Annotated in this window: 15 protein-coding genes and 1 tRNA gene; 9 read left to right on the top strand and 7 right to left on the bottom strand. The window is 67.9% G+C overall.

The genetic code is table 11. The features are described 5' to 3' along the window. Positions 1-6: 6 nt before the first annotated feature. Both ABI214_RS01015 and ABI214_RS01010 read right to left on the bottom strand, forming a co-directional pair. Positions 7-933, bottom strand: coding sequence for an ABC transporter substrate-binding protein (locus ABI214_RS01015; protein ID WP_348605367.1), 927 nt, complete (start codon positions 931-933; stop codon positions 7-9). A 98-nt stretch (positions 934-1031) separates the two neighbouring features. Further along, positions 1032-2129, bottom strand: coding sequence for an isocitrate/isopropylmalate dehydrogenase family protein (locus tag ABI214_RS01010; protein ID WP_348605366.1), 1098 nt, complete (start codon positions 2127-2129; stop codon positions 1032-1034). A 20-nt stretch (positions 2130-2149) separates the two neighbouring features. Here ABI214_RS01010 and ABI214_RS01005 point away from each other — a divergent pair, with 20 nt between their 5' ends. Further along, a complete protein-coding gene (locus ABI214_RS01005) occupies positions 2150-2677 on the top strand; it encodes a 2'-5' RNA ligase family protein (RefSeq protein WP_348605365.1) in 528 nt (175 codons plus the stop codon). A 113-nt stretch (positions 2678-2790) separates the two neighbouring features. Continuing rightward, positions 2791-3162: a thioredoxin gene (gene trxA, locus ABI214_RS01000; protein ID WP_348605364.1), complete on the top strand. Its 372-nt coding sequence runs from the start codon at positions 2791-2793 to the stop codon at positions 3160-3162. Positions 3163-3218: 56 nt separating this feature from the next. Here trxA and polA read toward each other — a convergent pair whose 3' ends face one another. Next, complete coding sequence (polA, locus tag ABI214_RS00995) at positions 3219-5957, bottom strand: DNA polymerase I (protein WP_348605363.1); 2739 nt, start codon at positions 5955-5957, stop codon at positions 3219-3221. Between the two features lie 81 nt (positions 5958-6038). After that, complete coding sequence (locus tag ABI214_RS00990; protein ID WP_348605362.1) at positions 6039-6659, bottom strand: ANTAR domain-containing response regulator; 621 nt, start codon at positions 6657-6659, stop codon at positions 6039-6041. A gap of 104 nt (positions 6660-6763) precedes the next feature. On the opposite strand from ABI214_RS00990, the gene ABI214_RS00985 reads away from it, so the two are divergent. From ABI214_RS00985 to ABI214_RS00975, 3 genes are all read left to right on the top strand, one after another. After that, positions 6764-6840: transfer RNA gene (locus ABI214_RS00985), tRNA-Leu, on the top strand. Between the two features lie 595 nt (positions 6841-7435). Next, entirely contained in the window at positions 7436-8671 is a 1236-nt protein-coding gene (locus ABI214_RS00980; RefSeq protein WP_348605361.1) for a DUF2252 domain-containing protein, read from the top strand. A 123-nt stretch (positions 8672-8794) separates the two neighbouring features. Beyond that, complete coding sequence (locus tag ABI214_RS00975; protein WP_348605359.1) at positions 8795-10495, top strand: alpha/beta hydrolase; 1701 nt, start codon at positions 8795-8797, stop codon at positions 10493-10495. Positions 10496-10622: 127 nt separating this feature from the next. Here the strand turns inward: ABI214_RS00975 and ABI214_RS00970 are convergent, their stop codons facing one another. Continuing rightward, positions 10623-11438, bottom strand: a complete 816-nt coding sequence (locus tag ABI214_RS00970) for an alpha/beta fold hydrolase (protein WP_348605358.1) — start codon at positions 11436-11438, stop codon at positions 10623-10625. A 425-nt stretch (positions 11439-11863) separates the two neighbouring features. On the opposite strand from ABI214_RS00970, the gene ABI214_RS00965 reads away from it, so the two are divergent. The 4 genes from ABI214_RS00965 (at position 11864) to ABI214_RS00950 (ending at position 15039) form a co-directional block, all read left to right on the top strand. Next, entirely contained in the window at positions 11864-12316 is a 453-nt protein-coding gene (locus ABI214_RS00965; RefSeq protein WP_348605357.1) for a Zn-ribbon domain-containing OB-fold protein, read from the top strand. Then, entirely contained in the window at positions 12313-13509 is a 1197-nt protein-coding gene (locus tag ABI214_RS00960) for a lipid-transfer protein (protein ID WP_348605356.1), read from the top strand. Before ABI214_RS00965 ends, ABI214_RS00960 begins: the two co-directional genes overlap by 4 nt. Before the next feature lie 99 nt (positions 13510-13608). Then, positions 13609-14265 carry a cysteine hydrolase family protein gene (locus ABI214_RS00955; RefSeq protein ID WP_348605355.1) on the top strand — a complete coding sequence of 219 codons (657 nt, stop codon included), beginning with the start codon at positions 13609-13611 and terminating at the stop codon, positions 14263-14265. Positions 14266-14709: 444 nt separating this feature from the next. Continuing rightward, entirely contained in the window at positions 14710-15039 is a 330-nt protein-coding gene (locus ABI214_RS00950; RefSeq protein WP_348605354.1) for a transglycosylase family protein, read from the top strand. Between the two features lie 73 nt (positions 15040-15112). On the opposite strand, the gene ABI214_RS00945 is transcribed toward ABI214_RS00950, so the two are convergent. Together ABI214_RS00945 and ABI214_RS00940 are read right to left on the bottom strand one after the other, a co-directional pair. Next, a complete protein-coding gene (locus ABI214_RS00945) occupies positions 15113-16966 on the bottom strand; it encodes an ABC transporter ATP-binding protein/permease (protein ID WP_348605353.1) in 1854 nt (617 codons plus the stop codon). A 94-nt stretch (positions 16967-17060) separates the two neighbouring features. Then, positions 17061-17957: an acyl-CoA thioesterase gene (locus tag ABI214_RS00940; RefSeq protein WP_348605352.1), complete on the bottom strand. Its 897-nt coding sequence runs from the start codon at positions 17955-17957 to the stop codon at positions 17061-17063. Positions 17958-17968: the final 11 nt, after the last annotated feature.

Below are 17968 nucleotides of genomic sequence, written 5' to 3'. Positions count from 1 at the left end.
CCGTACTCACTGTGTGGCGCCGTTGACGACCGACGTTTCGATGATTCCCGCTTCGACGCCCCACGCCTCGGCAATCGCGCGATACTGGCCTCCGTCGATGAGGTACTGCAGGGCCTGCTGCAGGACCGGGCCGAGGGGCGAGCCCTTCGCGAGCACCCACCCGTAGGGGCTTGCGTCGTACACTCCGCCGGCCGGCACGAGGCGCCCGTTGCTGCGCTTGATCGCGTACGCGGTGACCGGCGAATCGGCCGACAGCGCGTCGACGCGGCCCAGGATCAGCGCGTTCGCGGCATCGTCCTGGCTGTCGTACTTGATCTTCCGGATCGGCGGTTTGCCGGCGGCTTCGCAGGCCGCGCTCTTGGCCGGAACCTCGTCGATGTCCTCGATGGTGGTCGTCTGCACGCCGACCCGCAGCCCACAGGCGTTGTCGGGGTCGACGTCGTCCCCCGCCCGTTGCGCCCACTGCACGCCGGAGTTGAAGTAGGTGACGAAGTCCACGGACTTCTCGCGTTCGAGCGTGTCGGTGAACGACGACATGCCGACGTCCAGGGTCCCCGCCTGCACAGCGGGAATGATCTTGTCGAAGTCGGTTTCCTTGACGTCGAGGGTCAGGCCGAGGACCGCCGCCACGGCGGTCAGGAGGTCGACGTCGAATCCGACGATCGTCCCGTCCTCGTCCTTGAACTCGTTGGGCGCGTACGGCGGGTTGGTACCGACTCGTAGGCGACCGGCCGTGGCGATCTCGGGAGGCAGTTGATCGGTGATCGCGTCGACGCGGTGGACGTCGATCGGCGGCAGCACCGGAACGAGGCCCTCGTTGTTCCTGACGCACCCGGTCGCCGTCAACGCGATCAGCGCCAGCAATGCACCAACGACCGTTCGGACCGACCGTGTTCGCCGACCGCCGGTGGCGGCGGCCACTCGTCCGAACATCGGTAACTCCTCCCATCCCCGGCCTTTGGACCCCGAAACCCTACTGGCTCGACCCGCCGGTGAGGAAGTTGATCATGGTCCGCGAGGATCGATCTTGATCATCGCCGGAACACCCGCGCGATCACCGATTCGGTGAACTCGGTCGTCGACGCCAGACCGCCGAGGTCCGCGGTGGCGACACCCGCCTCGACCGTCCGCTCGACGGCGCTGCGAATCCGCGCGGCCGCGGCGGACAAGCCCGCCTCGTGCCGGGTTGATCCGAGCCACTCCAGAAGCATCGCCGCCGACAGGATGAGCGCGGTCGGGTTGGCGCGGTTGCGACCGGAGATGTCGGGGGCCGCCCCGTGTGCAGCCTGGGCCATCGCCTTGACCTCGGACGCGTTGATCGACGCGGCGGTTCCCAGCGAGCCCGACAGCTCCCCCGCGAGATCGGACAGGATGTCACCGAACATGTTCTCGGTGACGACGACGTCGTACTCCTCGCCCCGTCGAACGAGGTAGGCGGCCATCGCGTCGACGTGCTCGTCGTCGACCACGACGTCGGGGTAGTGCTGCCCGACCTCCCGGCAGACGTCTCGGAACAGCCCGGTCGTGGTCGAGAGCACATTGGCCTTGTGCACCACCGTGACCCGCTTGCGTCGGCGGCGGGCCAGTTCGAAGGCGGTGTGGGCGATGCGTTCGCAGGCCTGCCGGGTGACGACGCCGACGGCCATGGCGACGTCCGGGGTGGGCATGAATTCGCCGCTGCCGGCGAACATGTTCCGGTCGGCGTAGAAGCCCTCGGTGTTCTCCCGGACGATCACCAGGTCCATCCGCGGCGACACCGCGCGCACCCCCGGCAGGGCGCGCGCGGGCCGGATGTTCGCGTAGAGGTCGAACCGCTTGCGGATCGCTCCGCCCGGGGTCAGCTGCATCTGGAACGGCTCGGGGTAGGACGCGCTGTCGTGGGGGCCGAGGATCCACGAATCGAGCCCCGCGAGCTCGACGAGCGTGTGCTCCGGAGTCGGGGTGCCGTAGGTGGGGATCGCGTCGAACCCGATCGGCAGCGGAACCCAGTCGACCTCCGGCAGTCCCACCGCGGCCATCGCCGCGTCGACGACGTCTCTGGTCGCGGGCACGATCTCCCGCCCGATGCCGTCGCCCTGCAACAAACCGATCCGTGGATTCCGCAAGTCGTCTGTACTAGGGCTCCCCATCGGTCCATTATTTACTCACGATGGTCCAGTCCGTGGAGTTGCTTCTCGACAGCGATGTCGACGCGACCGTGCGAGCCGAGTGGCGCCGCCTCTCCGCCGCGCGCCTGCCCAGCCAGGACCGCATCACCGCCGAGTCGAATCGGCCGCACGTCACGCTGGGGGTGGCGAGTCGGATACCGCCCGACGTGGACGCCGCCCTCGTGCGGGAACTGCCGTCGGCGCCCCTGCCGCTGCGCCTGGGCGGGGTGGTGGTGTTCGGCGGCCGCCGTCTCACCCTCGCCAGACTGGTCGTGCCGACCACCGAACTCCTGACGCTGCAGCGCATCGTCTACGAGCTGATGATGGACTGCGAGGGTGTCCCGCCGCACATCGTGCCCGGCGAATGGACGCCGCACGTGACGCTGTCCCGACGAATCCCCGCGACCGACCTGGGCACCGCCGTCGTCGTCACGCGCGCCGGCAATCGCGATGTCGTCGGCACCTCCGACGGCGTCCGGCGCTGGGATTCGGTCGCCAAACGGGAGTGGCGGATCACCCGCCGGCCGTGACGGGAAGCGGCGCGGTCCTCCCGGATCCGGGCATGCGGAAGAATTCTCCGGGCGGGAGCGTTGCACTGGCCAACGGACCAGACATCCGACCAACTCCCCGGAAAGGACCCTTCGTGGCTACCCAGACCCTGACCCAGCAGAACTTCAAGCAGACCATCGAGGACAACGACATCGTCCTCGTCGACTTCTGGGCGTCGTGGTGCGGCCCGTGCCGCTCCTTCGCTCCCACCTTCGAGGCCTCGTCGGACAAGCACGCCGACATCGTCCACGGCAAGATGGACACCGAGGCCGAGCAGGAGTTCGCTGCTGGCGCCGGGATCCGATCGATCCCGACCATCATGGCCTTCCGTGACGGCATCCTCGTGTTCAACCAGGCCGGTGCGCTGCCGCCCGCCGCACTCGAGGATCTGATCACGCAGGTCAAGGCCCTCGACATGGACGAAGTCCGCCAGGAGATCGCCGCTCAGTCACCTTCCGGCAACTGAGCAGCGCCTGACTGCCTGACCGCAGCATCCACTGGGACGCCGTCCCGCGCACGGAGTCAGTGCGCGGCGGCGTCCCAGCTGCGTCCGGCGCCGACCGACACCTCGAGCGGCACCGACAGCTCGATCGCGGACGCCATCTTCTCCCGCACCAGCGTCTCCACCGCATCGCGTTCACCGGTCGCGACCTCGAGCACGAGTTCGTCGTGGACCTGCAGCAGCATCCGCGACTTCAGCCCCGCCTCCTGCAGCGCCCGCTGCACGTCGATCATCGCGACCTTGATGATGTCCGCGGCCGTGCCCTGGATGGGCGCGTTGAGCGCGGCCCGCTCGGCGACCTCGCGGCGCTGCCGGTTGTCGCTGTTGAGGTCGGGCAGGTACCGGCGCCGACCGAACAGCGTCTCGGTGTAGCCGACCTTGCGGGCCTGCTCGACGACCTCGTGCAGGTAGTCGCGGACGCCACCGAAGCGGGCGAAGTAGGCCTCCATCTGCTGCCGGGCTTCCTCGGTGGAGATCTTGAGCTGCGCGGCGAGCCCGAACGCGCTCAGTCCGTAGGCCAGGCCGTAGGACATCGCCTTCACCCTGCGACGCAGCTCCGGCGTGACCTCCTCCATCGGCACACCGAACGCCCGCGAGCCCACGAAGCTGTGCAGGTCCTCGCCGGTGTTGAACGCCTCGATCAGCCCCTCGTCGCGGGAGAGGTGCGCCATGATGCGCATCTCGATCTGGCTGTAGTCCGCGGTGAGGAGGGTCTCGAAGCCCTCGCCGACGACGAAGCCGTCGCGGATCTGCCGGCCGGCGTCGGTGCGGACCGGGATGTTCTGCAGGTTCGGCTCGGTCGACGACAGCCGCCCGGTGGCGGCGACGGTCTGGTTGAACGTGGTGTGGATCCGGCCGTCCTCGGCAACGGTCTTGAGCAGCCCGTCGACCGTGACCTTCAATCGCGTGGCGTCGCGGTGCGCCAGCAGGTGCTCGAGGAACGGGTGCTGGGTCTTCTCGAACAGCGACTGCAGCGCGTCGGCGTCGGTGGTGTACCCGGTCTTCGTCTTCTTGGTCTTGGGCATGTCGAGCTCGTCGAACAGCACCACCTGCAGCTGCTTCGGCGAACCGAGGTTGATCTGCTTGCCGATCACCTCGTACGCGGACTCCGCGGCGTCGGCGACCCGCGCCGCGAACGTCGACTGCAGATCGTTCAGGTGGTCGGTGTCGACCGCGATACCGGTCGCCTCCAGTTCGGCGAGCACCTCGAGCAGCGGCAGCTCCATGTCGGCCAGCAGCCCGGTCGCCTCGATGTCGGCCAGCTCGGTGTCGAGCGCGGCGGCGAGGTCGACGACGGCACGTGCGCGCAGGATCTCGCCCTCGGCCACTTCGGCGTCCGCCGCCTCTTCGTCGTCCAACAGCGAAAGCTGTTGCTGCCCCGACTCTTCCACACGCAGCTCACGCTTGAGGTAGCGCAGCGACAGGTCGTCGAGGTTGAAGCTGCGCTGCCCGGGCCGCACCAGATACGCCGCGAGCGCGGTGTCGCTGGTCAACCCGGCGAGGGTCCAGCCGCGCCCCCACAGCGCATGCATCGCGCGCTTGGCCTCGTGGAGCGCCTTCGGCTGCTCCGCGTCGGCGAGCCAGGCCACCAGTGCGGCCTCGTCCTCGGGCGTCACCGTGGTGGTCGGGATGTAGGCGCCCTCCCCGTCGGAGGCGGCGATCGCGACAGCCGTGACGTCGCCGCCGTACGGCGTGCCGGCGCCGACGACGGACAGTCCGTGCCGCTCCCCCGTCGACGCGTGCTCGGCGACCCACGCCGTGACCTCGCCCGGCGCCAACGCGCGGCCGCGCACCTCGAAGCCCTCCTCGGCCTCCGGCTCGGCGGAGCTGAGTGTCGCGAACAGTCGGTCCCGCAGCACCTTGAACTCGAGGTCGTCGAACAGCGCGTGGATGCGTTCGCGGTCCCACGGCGCCAGCGCCAACTGGTCCGCGGTGTACGGCAGCGCGACGTCGCGCACCATCTCGGTGAGCTGACGGTTGAGGACCACGGCGGGCAGGTTGGCCCGCAGCGACTCGCCCACCTTGCCCTTCACCTTGTCGACCTCGTTCACCAGGTTCTCGAACGATCCGTATTCACGAATCCACTTGGCCGCGGTCTTCTCGCCGACACCGGGGATGCCGGGGAGGTTGTCGCTCGGGTCGCCGCGCAGCGCCGCGTAGTCCGGGTACTGCTGCGGTGTGAGTCCGTACTTCTCCTCGACCGCCTCGGGCGTGAACCGGGTGAGGTCGGAGACGCCCTTGCGCGGGTAGAGCACGGTGACGTCGTCGGTCACCAGCTGCAACGAGTCCCGATCGCCGGTCACGACGAGCACGCGGTAGCCGAGTGCGGTGGCCTGCGTGGTGAGCGTGGCGATGATGTCGTCGGCCTCGTACCCCTCGATGGCCATCACCGGGATGCCCATGGCGCCGAGGACGTCCTTGGTGATCTCGACCTGCCCCTTGAACTCGTCCGGGGTCTTGCTGCGGTTCGCCTTGTACTCGGGGAACGCCTCGGCGCGAAACGTCTGCCGTGAGACGTCGAACGCGGCCGCGACGTGCGTCGGCTGTTCGTCGCGCAGCAGGTTGATCAGCATCGACGTGAACCCGTACACCGCGTTCGTCGACTGCCCACTGTGCGTCTTGAAGTTCTCGGCCGGCAGCGCGAAGAACGCGCGGTAGGCGAGCGAGTGCCCGTCGAGGAGCAGCAGCGTCGGCCGGTCGGAGCCGGATGCGTCAGCGGTCGCGGAGGCGGTGGACGAAGAAGTGGTTGCGGGGCTCACGGTTGACCAGTCTAGGGAGCCGCGCCGACAGGCACGTCCTTCCTCCCCGCGCGTCGGGTGTCGTGGGCACGCCGTACGGGCTCACTCGCCCGCGCCGCCACCCCCGAGCGTGTCGAGGACCACCTCGGCGACCGCCTTCATCGTCGTCCGACGATCCATCGCAGCGCGCTGGATCCACTTGAACGCCTCCGGCTCGCTCAACCCCTGCGACTGCATCAGCATGCCCTTGGCCCGCTCGATGACCTTGCGGGTCTCGAGCCGATCGGTCAGCGTCGAGACCTCGCGCTCGAGCAGCGCGATCTCGGTGAACCGGCTCGCCGCCAGTTCCACCGCCGGGACCAGGTCGGCCTTGGAGAACGGCTTCACGAGGTAGGCCATCGCCCCGGCGTCACGCGCACGTTCGACGAGCTCACGCTGACTGAACGCGGTCAGGATCACCACGGGCGCAATCCTTTTCGCAGCGATCTCCGACGCGGCATCGATCCCGTCGCGGCGCGGCATCTTCACATCCATGATCACCAGATCCGGACGCAGCTCTTCCGCCAACTCGACGGCACGCTGCCCGTCCCCGGCCTCACCGACGACGTCGTAGCCCTCTTCGCGGAGCATCTCGACGAGGTCGAGCCTGATGAGCGCTTCGTCTTCCGCCACCACCACGCGCCGCGACTGTCGTTCCGTGCCCTGCGGAGCGGTAGCGTTCATGGTGAATTCTCCTCTGATCGGCGCCCGCCGATCAGGGCGCGAACGTTTCGAGGGTACCGGTGGTTTGACTGTGGGCCGTGATCTTCTAGAGTGGGAACCCGCACGCCCTCGTATCCCAATTGGCAGAGGAAACGGATTCAAAACCCGTGCAGTGTGAGTTCGAGTCTCACCGAGGGCACCATGATCGGACCGGCCGCGAGCTGGTCGATACGTCACCACCGCGCCGCCGGCCCGGATCCCCGACTCTCATGTCGATCAGGAGATCGAACGGTCCTGGGGCCGAGCGCGCCTCATGAGGTGTTTCACCAATGGCGGGTTGTCCGGTCCGTCCGCCGGATTGGGTGGGTTGACCGATCGGTAGTCGATCAGGCGCCATTCGATCGGTCGTGGCCTCGACGAATGTAGACCGCAGTTCACCCCCGCAACTCTTGGACGGACTTCGTGGCACCAAGGAGTTCGAAAAATGATGTGGTGGTGAAGGTTCCAAGAAGACCATTTCTCGTCCACCACCCGGCATCGGACGTTGCCGGTCCACCGCCCCCCAAATCCGCTGCCTCTGAGAGGCTCTCTCACCAGCTCCCCCGGCCGTTAGAATGTCGACACGCCTCATCACGGCCGATGCCTACCGCACGACGAGCGGAACGGGGGGATCGAGCATGCAACGCAATCCGGGGAACGACGCAGCCATTGCGGGCGGCCGAGGCGCCCGCAAGGTGGTGGCTCGCGCCCGGCTCGCGGACTGGGATCCCGCCGGCCGGACTCGCTCGGCGCTCGAGGTGCTCTTCTCCCAGCACGCCGAACGCGACGCGAGCCTGCTGCCGATCCGCTACGGCCGGATGAGCAGCTCACCGTGGACCTACTTGCGGGGTGCGGCTGCGGTGATGGCTGACGATCTCGCCCTGTACCCCAACACCGGTCTGAACGTGCAGCTGTGCGGGGACGCGCACGTGCTGAACTACGGGCTGTGGGCCTCACCTGAGCGCAACCTGACCTTCGACCTGCGCGACTTCGACGAGACGCTGCCCGGCCCATTCGAGTGGGACGTCAAGCGGCTGGCGACGAGCCTGGCGGTCTGCGCCGATGAGAACGGGTTGCCCGCCCACGTCGGGGACGCGGCCGTTGGCGCCGCTGTCGACGCCTACCAGGCCCACATGCGCGCCTACGCCGCGATGTCCGAACTCGATGTCTGGTACGACCGTATCGATGCCGCCGTGCCCCTAGCGTCCCTGGACCCCCGCGCGCGGCGAGAGGTGACCGCCGATATCGAGAAGCAGGCCACCCGGCGCACCAGCGCGGGGGCCTTCCGGAAGATGACCGACGTACGCGACGGTCGCCGCCGCATCACCGAGAACCCGCCGTTTCGCGTGCACCTGGACCGCCCGGAAGACGCGCACGAGGCCGAGATCGCCCGGCAGGTCATCGACGCCTATTCCGCCACGGTGCCCGAACAGCTCAATCGGCTGCTCGGGCGGTTCACACTCACAGACGTGGTCCGCCAGGTAGTCGGCGTCGGCAGCGTCGGAATGCGCGTGTTCCTGGTGCTGTGCGAAGGACGCAGCGGGGAGGCCCCGCTGTTCCTGCAGATCAAACAGGCCGGCGCCTCAGTCTACGAACCGCACCTCGCGCCGAGCACACACCCCAATCACGGCCAGCGCGTCGTCGTCGGCCAGCATCTGATGCAGTCGGCCCCCGACCTCTTCGCCGGATGGACTCGCCTCGAGGGAGTCGACTTCTACGTGCGCCAGTTCCGCGACATGAAGATCATCCCGGACGGCAAGCAGATCGCGCCCTACCTGTCCCAATTCGCCGACTCTTGCGGCCATGCCCTCGCCAAGGCCCACGCCCGCAGCGGCGACCCCGTCGCGATCGCGGCCTACATAGGCAAGGGCACGGCCTTCGGCGCCGCTGTCAACAAGTTCGCCCGTGCCTACGCCGACCAAACCCGTCACGACCACGCCGACCTCGTCGCCGCCATCAACCGTGGCGAGGTCGACACCGCCCCAGGCTGGTAACCACCCGCGCGCCGCGCCGAGTCGGGCAGCGGCTGATGCCGGGCAACGGCGACTCCTGCCGGGGTGCCTGTCACGGTCGCGGCCCACCTCGGGCCGCAGACGTGAGCGAAAGACGTACACGAGATGAGCGAATCGGACACGACCCCGTCGTCGGCTCCCGAGCTGGACGAGGCCGTGACGCCGGGGGCGCGGCTGGACTGGTGGAAGCGCCATTACACGTTCACCGGAACGGCTGTCGGACTGGTGTTCTTGTGGTTGTCGATGACCCCGTCGCTCCTTCCGCGTGGGCCGCTGTTCCAAGGATTGGTCAGTGGGTCCGCGGGCGCCATCGGCTACGCGATCGGGGTGTTCGCGGTGTGGCTGGTGCGCTTCATGGCCTCGAAGGATGCCGGCCCGCCCGCTCCGCGGATGGCGTGGCTCGTGCTGATCGTGGCGGGTGTGTTGGGCACGATCACGATGATCGTCTGGTTCCACGTGTGGCAGGACCACGTACGCGACCTGATGGGTGTGCCGCGGCTCAAGTGGTACGACTACCCGCTGACCGCGGCGCTGGCCATTGTGGTGTTGTTCGTTCTGGTCGAGATGGGCCAGCTCATCGGCAGACTGATCCGGCACCTGATCCGGCAACTCGACCGCGTTGCCCCGCCGCGGGTTTCGGCAGTCGTGGCGGTGCTGCTCGTGGTGGGGCTGGGTATCGCGATACTCAACGGCGTGGTGGTGCGGTTCGCGATGCACACGCTCAACAACACCTTCGAGACGGTCAACAACGAACAGAGCCCGAACAACCCGGCGCCGGCATCACCACTGCGCTCGGGCGGCCCCGGCTCGTTGGTGTCGTGGGCTTCGCTGGGGCATCAGGGCCGCATCTTCGTCGACGGCGGGCCGACCACAGCGCAACTGTCGGATTTCAACGGCGCGCCCGCGGTCGAGCCGATCCGGGCCTACGCCGGCATGAACTCGGCCGACGGGATCGGGGCCACCGCCGAGCTGGCCGCGCGCGAACTCGAGCGCACCGGAGGGCTGCAGCGCAAAGTGGTCGCGGTCGCCACCACGACCGGCACGGGCTGGATCAACGAGGCAGAGGCCGACACGGTCGAATACATGTTCAACGGTGACACCGCGATCGTCAGCATGCAGTACTCGTTCCTGCCCAGCTGGCTGTCGTTCTTGGTGGACAAGCAAAACGCGCGTCAGGCCGGGCAGGCGCTGTTCGAGGCGGTCGACCGCCGGGTGCGGGCGCTGCCGGAGGGCCAGCGCCCCAAGCTCGTCGCATTCGGCGAAAGCCTCGGATCGTTCGGCGGCGAGGCGCCGTTCCTGTCGCCGAACAACATCGAAGCCCGCACCGACGGCGCCCTGTTCAGTGGCCCGACGTTCAACAACGCCATGTGGGCGGACATCACCGCCAACCGCGACGACGGCTCACCGCAATGGCTGCCGATCTATCAGCAGGGCGACAACATCCGGTTCGTCGCGCGTCCAAACGACCTGGGACAGCCCGCCGACCCGTGGGCGGATCCGCGTGTGGTGTACCTACAGCACGCCTCCGACCCGATCGCCTGGTGGAACCCCGACCTGCTCTTCACCAAGCCGGATTGGCTACGCGAACGCCGCGGCTACGACGTCCCCGACGACATGGAATGGATTCCCGTCGTCACATTCCTGCAGGTCTCGGCCGACATGGCCGTGGCGATCGACGTCCCCGACGGGCACGGCCACCGCTACGTAAAAGACATCGCCAACGCCTGGGCCGCTGTCCTCCAACCACCCGGGTGGACACCGGAGCAGACCGAACGGCTGCGGCCCATGTTGCGCGCCGACGAATGAGACGGTTCGCGTTGTCGCGGTGACCAATCGACGGCCGAAAGATCGCGTCCCGCCCAACATCAGCACGACGCCGATCAGGTTGCGCGTCGGCGGTGGTGTCGAACCGGGGCCGATGTAGCGACGAACCTCACACCGCTTCCGCGAGCGAGTCCAGAATCTCGCGGTAGTGCAGCTGGGCGAAGAAGTGCCCACCCATTCCGATGTTCAAGGTGGACTTGGGGATTCGGCTCGCCAGCTCTGTGACCCATTCCCTGGGAACGTTTCGGTCCGCGGCGCCCCACCAGACGTCGACGGGCACCTCGAGATCCTCCGGCGCGAAGCCCCAGGGCCGCGACCACGCGCGGTAGTCCTCGACCACACCGGACGGGTTTCGCAGTCCCTCGCCGGTCATCTCGACCAACTCGTCGAGGACGTTCTCCAACACCTCCGCGTCGGCCGATCCGACCGACCGCGCCACCATGCGCGTGAACTGCCTCGGCATCGAGCGAGAGAGGAGCGACATGCCCCGAAACCACCCGGTGGCCAGGCCGGGACATCGCCTCGACATCCGGGTGCACCACCGGTCCATCGAGCCCAACCGGGCGATCGCGCCGTCCTCACTCAGCGGCAACGCGCCCGCGACGATGGCGACGCGACTGATCCTCTCCGAAAGCGCATAGCCAAGGCCGGCGGCGTACTGGCCACCCATCGACCACCCGAGGACACCCGCGCGCTCGACCCCGAGTCGGTCGAGCAATTGTTCGACGTCGGCAGCCCAGTCCAGCACAGTGCGCCCCGGGCTGGGATCGGAGAGCCCGATCCCGGGACGATCCGGAGAGATCAGGCGGACACCGGCGGCCTCCGCGAGGGGAGTCGCGGCCCGGACGTCCAGTCGGCACGACATTTCACCGTGGGCGTTGACCACGACGAATCCGTCTGCGGGTCCGTAGTCGGCGAATCCCATCGACCGACCGTCTCGCAGACTGATCACCCGATCCTCCGGCCTGACAGTCAATCTGGGCACTACGCACCTCCGACGAGTCGCACTCACCCTAACGGTCGGTCGCCCGACAGTGACGCACTTCCGGCACTCGATCAGGGCGTGTGTCGCCGCAGGACAGAGCGTTGTGCGACCGAGCCACGGCACCGATGTCGCATATGGTCGTTTGTTCGGATTCGGGGGGCGTCCCACCCGCTCCCCGGACGAGTCCCACTGGGCGGACGTACACGGGCGTCGGGATCTACCACGACGTGCTCCGACCGGCGGGCCGCCCGGTGGATGGGATCGCACATCGGGAATCAGTTAACTCATGCAATACTGCAACCCGTTCCATTGCCGGTCACCTCTGACGACCGGCCGATCAGGCTCGACAAGCAGATGAGGTTTGCATGAGCGACACCGCCACACCGGCCGTCGAAGGCTGGTTCACCACCGGGCCGGAGCCGGCCCTGATCGGCACCAAGTGCCGGTCCTGCGGCACGATCTCGTTCCCGCGGGAGACCACCTTCTGCAAGAACCCGGCGTGCTCCGGCGAGGAGTTCGACGACGTCGAACTGTCCCGCTTCGGCAAGGTGTGGTCGTACACCGACGCGCAGTACAAGCCGCCGGCGCCGTACATCGCCACGACGGATCCGTACGTGCCGTTCGCGCTCGCCGCGGTCGAACTGCCCGAGGGCCTCGTCGTGCTCGGCCAGGTCGCCGACGGCTACGGTGTCGCGGACCTCAAGGTTGGCAATCCCGTCGAGCTGGTCATCGAGACCCTCTACACCGACGAGACCGGCGACCGCAGCATCTGGCGCTGGAAGCCCGTCACTGCAGCAGAGAACGGGGCACAGGCATGAGCACCAACAATGATGTGGCAGTCCTCGGCGTCGGCATGCACCCGTGGGGCAAGTGGGGCCACTCGTTCGTGAAGTACGGCGTCGCCGCGGCCCGTGCCGCCCTCGCCGACTCGGGCGTGGACTGGACGGATGTCGACCTCATCGTCGGCGGCGAGACGGTCCGCAACGGCTACGGCGGCTACGTCGCCGGTGCGACGTTCGCGCAGGCCCTCGGCTGGAACGGCGCCCGCGTCGCGACGTCGTACGCGGCATGCGCCACTGGCGCGCAGGCGCTCGACACCGCCCGGGCCCGCATCCTGGCCGGCCTGTCCGACGTCGCCCTCGTGGTCGGCGCCGACACCACCCCGAAGGGCTTCCTCGCGCCGAACGCCGGTGAGCGCTGGGACGATCCGGACTGGCTGCGGTTCCGCCTGATGGGTATGACCAACCCCGGCTACTTCGCGCTCAACGCCCGCCGCCGCATCGATCTCTACGGCGCTACCGTCGAGGACTTCGCCGCGGTCAAGGTCAAGAACGCCAAGCACGGGCTGAACAACCCGAATGCGCGCTACCGCAAGGAGGTTGCCGCTGCGGACGTGCTCGCGTCGCCGATGGTCGCCGACCCGCTGCACCTGCTCGACATCTGCGCCACCTCGGACGGCGGCGCCGCCATCATCCTGACCTCGATGGAGTACGCCCGCAAGAAGGGCATCGTGGATCCGGTTCGGATCAAGGCGATTTCGACGGTCACGCCCACGTTCCCGCAGACGATCATGGACATGCCGAACTTCTCCACCGAGTCGGCGTCCGCAGTGCCCGCACCCGAGCGCACGTTCAAGGAGTCGATCGGCGACGCGGCGTACGAGGAAGCCGGCATCTCCCCCGAGGACGTCGACGTCGCCGAGGTCTACGACCTCGCCACGTCCGTCGAGCTGGACTGGATCGAGGACCTGGGGCTGTGCAAGCGCGGCGAGGCCGAGCACCTGCTGCGCGCCGGTGACACCACCATCGGTGGTCGCATCCCGGTGAACCCGTCCGGCGGCCTGGCCTGCTTCGGCGAGGCCGTCCCCGCCCAGGCACTGGCCCAGGTGTGCGAGCTCACCTGGCAGCTGCGCGGCCAGGCCGAGGGCCGTCAGGTCGAGGGCGCCCGCGTCGGCATCACCGCGAACCAGGGTCTGTTCGGCCACGGCTCGTCGGTGATCGTCTCGGTCTAGGCCGAACCGCACGGATTCGCATCTCCGGAACGCTCCCCACTCCTCGGAGTGGGGAGCGTTCCGTGTCTCCGGCCTCCCGCTGCCGCTAGGTTCGGACGCATGACGGATACGACGGCCGGTCTCGACGACAACGTTCGCCCACATCTGAATTCGTCTGCACTGCTGGTGATCGACATGCAGAACGACTTCGCGGACGACGGCGCCTACCCGGTCGCGGGCACCGCGGCGATCGTGCCCGGACTTCGAACGCTCATCGACGCGTACCGCGGTACCGGCCGCCCGATCGTGCACGTCGTGCGTCTCTACGACGACGACGTCGATCGGGTGCGCAGGACCGCGATCACGCGGGACAACGCACCCATAGTGCGCCCCGGCACGCCGGGATCCCAGATCCTCGGCGGCCTGCTGCCGCCCGGCGCACCCCCGCTCGAACCGAACCTGCTGACAGCAGGCAACTTCCAGACGGTCGGACCGCACGAGGCCGTGATGTGGAAGCCGCGCTGGAGCGCGTTCCACCGCACCGACCTGGACGCTCACCTGCAGCGAGCCGCGATCGACACCGTCGTCGTGGCGGGCTGCAACTTCCCGAACTGCCCGCGCGCGACCATGTTCGACGCGTCGTCCCTCGACTATCGCGTGGTGCTGGCCACCGATGCCACCTCGCGCGCCACACCGGATCGCGTGGCCGATGCCCGATCCATCGGAGTTGCACCGCTCACGGTCGCCGAGATCGTCGTCGCGGCCGGATCCGAATGACGAATCATTTTGTGCCACTCGAATACTGATGCACGATTGGCGACAGTTGGGCGCAACCGGGACAGGTGCGTCGTTCGACCGAATCAAAGAGTGTCGCGCGTCACACTCCAAACGTGACCCTCACCACAGAATGTACCGAAGTTCAATCTCCGCGGCGACTCAAGATCAACCGCCGACCTGCGGACATGTCGGCGATTGATCCCGAATTTTGGACCGACGTGCCAGAAAATCGACTGGTGACGCGTCGGCCGATCCGTCCTAGCGTCGTGGCCAGCTCGAGTCGACCGAGCGCCCGGCCCGCTTCACAACTGTTCTGCCCCAGCGGGTCCGGAATCGAAGACCTTTCAGGGGCACGGCGAAGGAAGCAGCTCCGGCCGACCCGGCAACCGTCCGCGGTCACCGTCACCGGAGTCCTCGCCATCTACCACGGAGAGGACATCATCTATGTCGAAGTTCACCGTCACACGCACCATCGGCTCCATCGCGGCCTCCGCCGCACTCGTCACTGCACCGCTCGCGCTGTCCGCATCGCCGGCCAACGCCGCCGGCGGCGACTGGGATGCGGTCGCGCAATGCGAGAGCGGCGGCGACTGGGGCGCCGACACCGGCAACGGCTACTACGGCGGCCTGCAGATCAGCCCCGGCACATGGAACGCGCACGGCGGAGCAGGGCTGCCTCACAACAACTCCCGTGAGGCACAGATCCAGGTGGCCGAGTCGATCCTCGCAAACGAGGGTGCCGGTGCATGGCCGGCGTGCGGCCAGTACCTCTGACGTCGCCCGCAGGGCCCTTCGCGCAGGTCTTCGCGCGAAGGGCCCTGCGGCCGTGCATCTTCGGGTGTCCACATCAGTTGACCGCGACCTCGGACATCCGCCACGGCCCGTCGCCGAGTAGCTCCAGTCGGCGGGTGTGGTGTTGGTCGACGGTGCTGCGGTGGCTGACGCTGAACAGCATGCACTCGGGCACCTCGTCGCGGATGAGCCGATACAACTGGTACTCGAGTCCCTCGTCGACCGCGGAGGTGGCCTCGTCGAGGAAGGCCACCTTCGGCCGGGTCAACAGGATCCGCGCGAAGGCCACCCGCTGCTGCTCACCGGGCGAGAGAATGGCCGCCCAGTCCTCCTGCTCGTCGAGGCGATGGACCAAGTGGCCCAGTGCGACCTTCTGCAGCGCCTCCCGGAGGGCGTCGTCGCCCAGATCGGCCGCGCGCGCCGGGTACGCCACCACGTCGCGCAGGTCACCGAGTGGGAGGTAGGGGAACTGCGACAGGAAGATCGCCTCGGTGCCCGTCGGCCGGCGCACCGTTCCGGTCGCGTAAGGCCACATCTGCGCGAGCGTCCGGAGCAGCGTCGTCTTCCCGCTTCCCGACGGACCGCACACCAGCAGGGCCTCGCCGGGACTGAGCCGCAGATCGAGTCCGTCGACGAGGGGACGCCCGTCGGGCAGGTTGACGCTCACCGCAGACAGCTCCATCGCACCGTCGAGATGTTCGGTATGCACCTCCGGCAGGGCCCGCGCCCGCGCGTCGCCGCTGATCAGCCCGCTCAGTCGGATCAGGCTCGCCCGGTAGCCGGCGAACGTGTCGTACGACTCCCGGAAGAACGACAGCGAATCCGAGACCTGCCCGAAGGCTTGCGCGCTCTGCGTGATGTCGCCGAGCGTGATCGTCCCGGCGAAGAAGCGCGGCGCCTGGATGACGATCGGGAACACCACCGACACCTGACTGACGCCGAGATTGAATCCGTTGAACTTCACGGTGCGGAAGACGATCTGCCACGCGTTGGCGATGACGGAGGTGAACCGTCCGAGCAGTCCCCCGCGTTCCACCGACTCACCGTTGTAGAACGCGACACTCTCGGCCCGGTCCCGCAGCCGCACCAGCGCATATCGGAAGTTGGCAGTGAATCGCTCCTTGAGGAAGTTCAGCCGGATCAGGGGATGTCCGATCCAGAAGGCGACCGCGGTCGCGGTCAGGATGTAGACGTAGACCAGCACCACCATCGCCCGCGGAACCTCCACGCCGAACAGCGTCATCGGGCCGGACAGATCCCACAGGATCTTCGTGAACGCGACAACCGACGTCACCGCCGTCACCAACCCCATCGACAACGACTGCGACACCGTGGCCATGTTCGTGATGTCCGCCTCGATGCGCTGGTCGGGATTGTCGACGCCCTCACCGATGAACCGCCCGCGGTAGTACGCCCGACCACCCAGCCAGTCCGTCGTCACCCGGTCGGTCAGCCAGATCCGCCAGCGGATCACGAATGCCTGCCCCACGTAGTAGTCGAGGAGCGACCGGAGCACGTGGATCGTCGCGAGCACCGAGAACACGACGATCGACCGCCAGAACGTCGACTTGGCGTCGCTCAACGCGGCATCGTCGCCGCCCGAGAACGCCTGCGCGGCGTACTGGAGGGCGGTGTACATCTCGTTGCCCTGATACGAGAGGAGGATCGTCAGCCGCACGCCCATCACCGTGAGGAACAGCATCGCGGCCACCGGCAGCCAGACACGCCAACTGTCGCGTCCCGTGAAGTAGCTGCCGGATATCGACCAGAACTGCCGGCCCCACCGGGTGTAGCGCACAAGGAGGATCCCGACCAGGATCAGGCAGACGAACGCGATCGCGAACGCTCGTGCCGTCCAGAGCAGACTCGCGACTGCCTCGTGATTCCAGTCGATCGGTTCGTTCCGCATGAGGCTCCCCCATCGACGATGGCGTGCCGTATCTGGAGAACCAAAATTCTAGCCACCGGGCACATCGGGGCGGAGCGTCATCGCGGAATCGCGGTCACCGGCGGGCGGGAAAGTGCCGGATCACGCCCTCCTGCACGACGGTCGCGATCAACTCGCCGTCGCGGGTGAAGAACCGTCCGGTCGCCAATCCACGCGAACCGGATGCAACCGGCGATTCCGTTGCGTACAAGGCCCATTCGTCGAAACGGAACGGTCGGTGGAACCAGATGGAGTGGTTGACAGTCGCGGCCACGATCCGGTCGAGACCCCACGACAGGCCGTGGGTGGTGAGGATCGAGTCCAGGACCGTCGTGTCCGACGAGTACGCCAGTGCGGCGCTGTGGGCCCACGCGTCGTCCGGCAGGGTCCCGTCCGTCCGGATCCACACGCGGTTGTGGTTGAGGCGTTCACCGGTACCCTTGAGCACCCACGTCGGATCGTTCGCGTACCGCATCTCCATCGGTTTGAGCGCGTCGACGAACATCCGGAGGCGATCCTCGTACCCGACGATGTGGTCGTCGAAGGACGGGAGATCGTCCGGCCCTTCGACGTCGGGAATCTCGGCACCGTGCTCGAGCCCGGTGCCCCAGTCCTGGAAGGCCGCGAACATGGAGAACACGACGTTTCCGTCCTGGTAGGCCGTGACCTGGCGGTTGGCGAACGCGCGCCCGTCCCGGTACCGCTCGACGCGGTACTCGATCGGCGCCTTGACGTCGCCGCCGCGAATGAAGTGCGCGTTGATCGCGTGGACCGGACGGTCACCGTCGACCGTCCGACCCGCCGCGACCAACGCCTGCGACACCAGCTGGCCGCCGAACGTCCGGCTGCCGACCTGCTCCGGGTGTCGACCGAGGTACGTGTCCTCGCCGATCTGCTCGAGATCCAGGAGCGCGAGAAGCGTCTCCAAGTCGGCCGATCGCGCCGGACGGACGCCCGCCTCCAGGTCGCTCACCCGGTACCCCC

This window comes from Prescottella soli (genome assembly GCF_040024445.1).
GTDB classification, from domain to species: Bacteria; Actinomycetota; Actinomycetes; order Mycobacteriales; family Mycobacteriaceae; genus Prescottella; species Prescottella soli.
The sequence above is the reverse complement of the archived record's forward strand: the minus strand, read 5'-3'. Positions and strand labels throughout refer to the sequence as shown.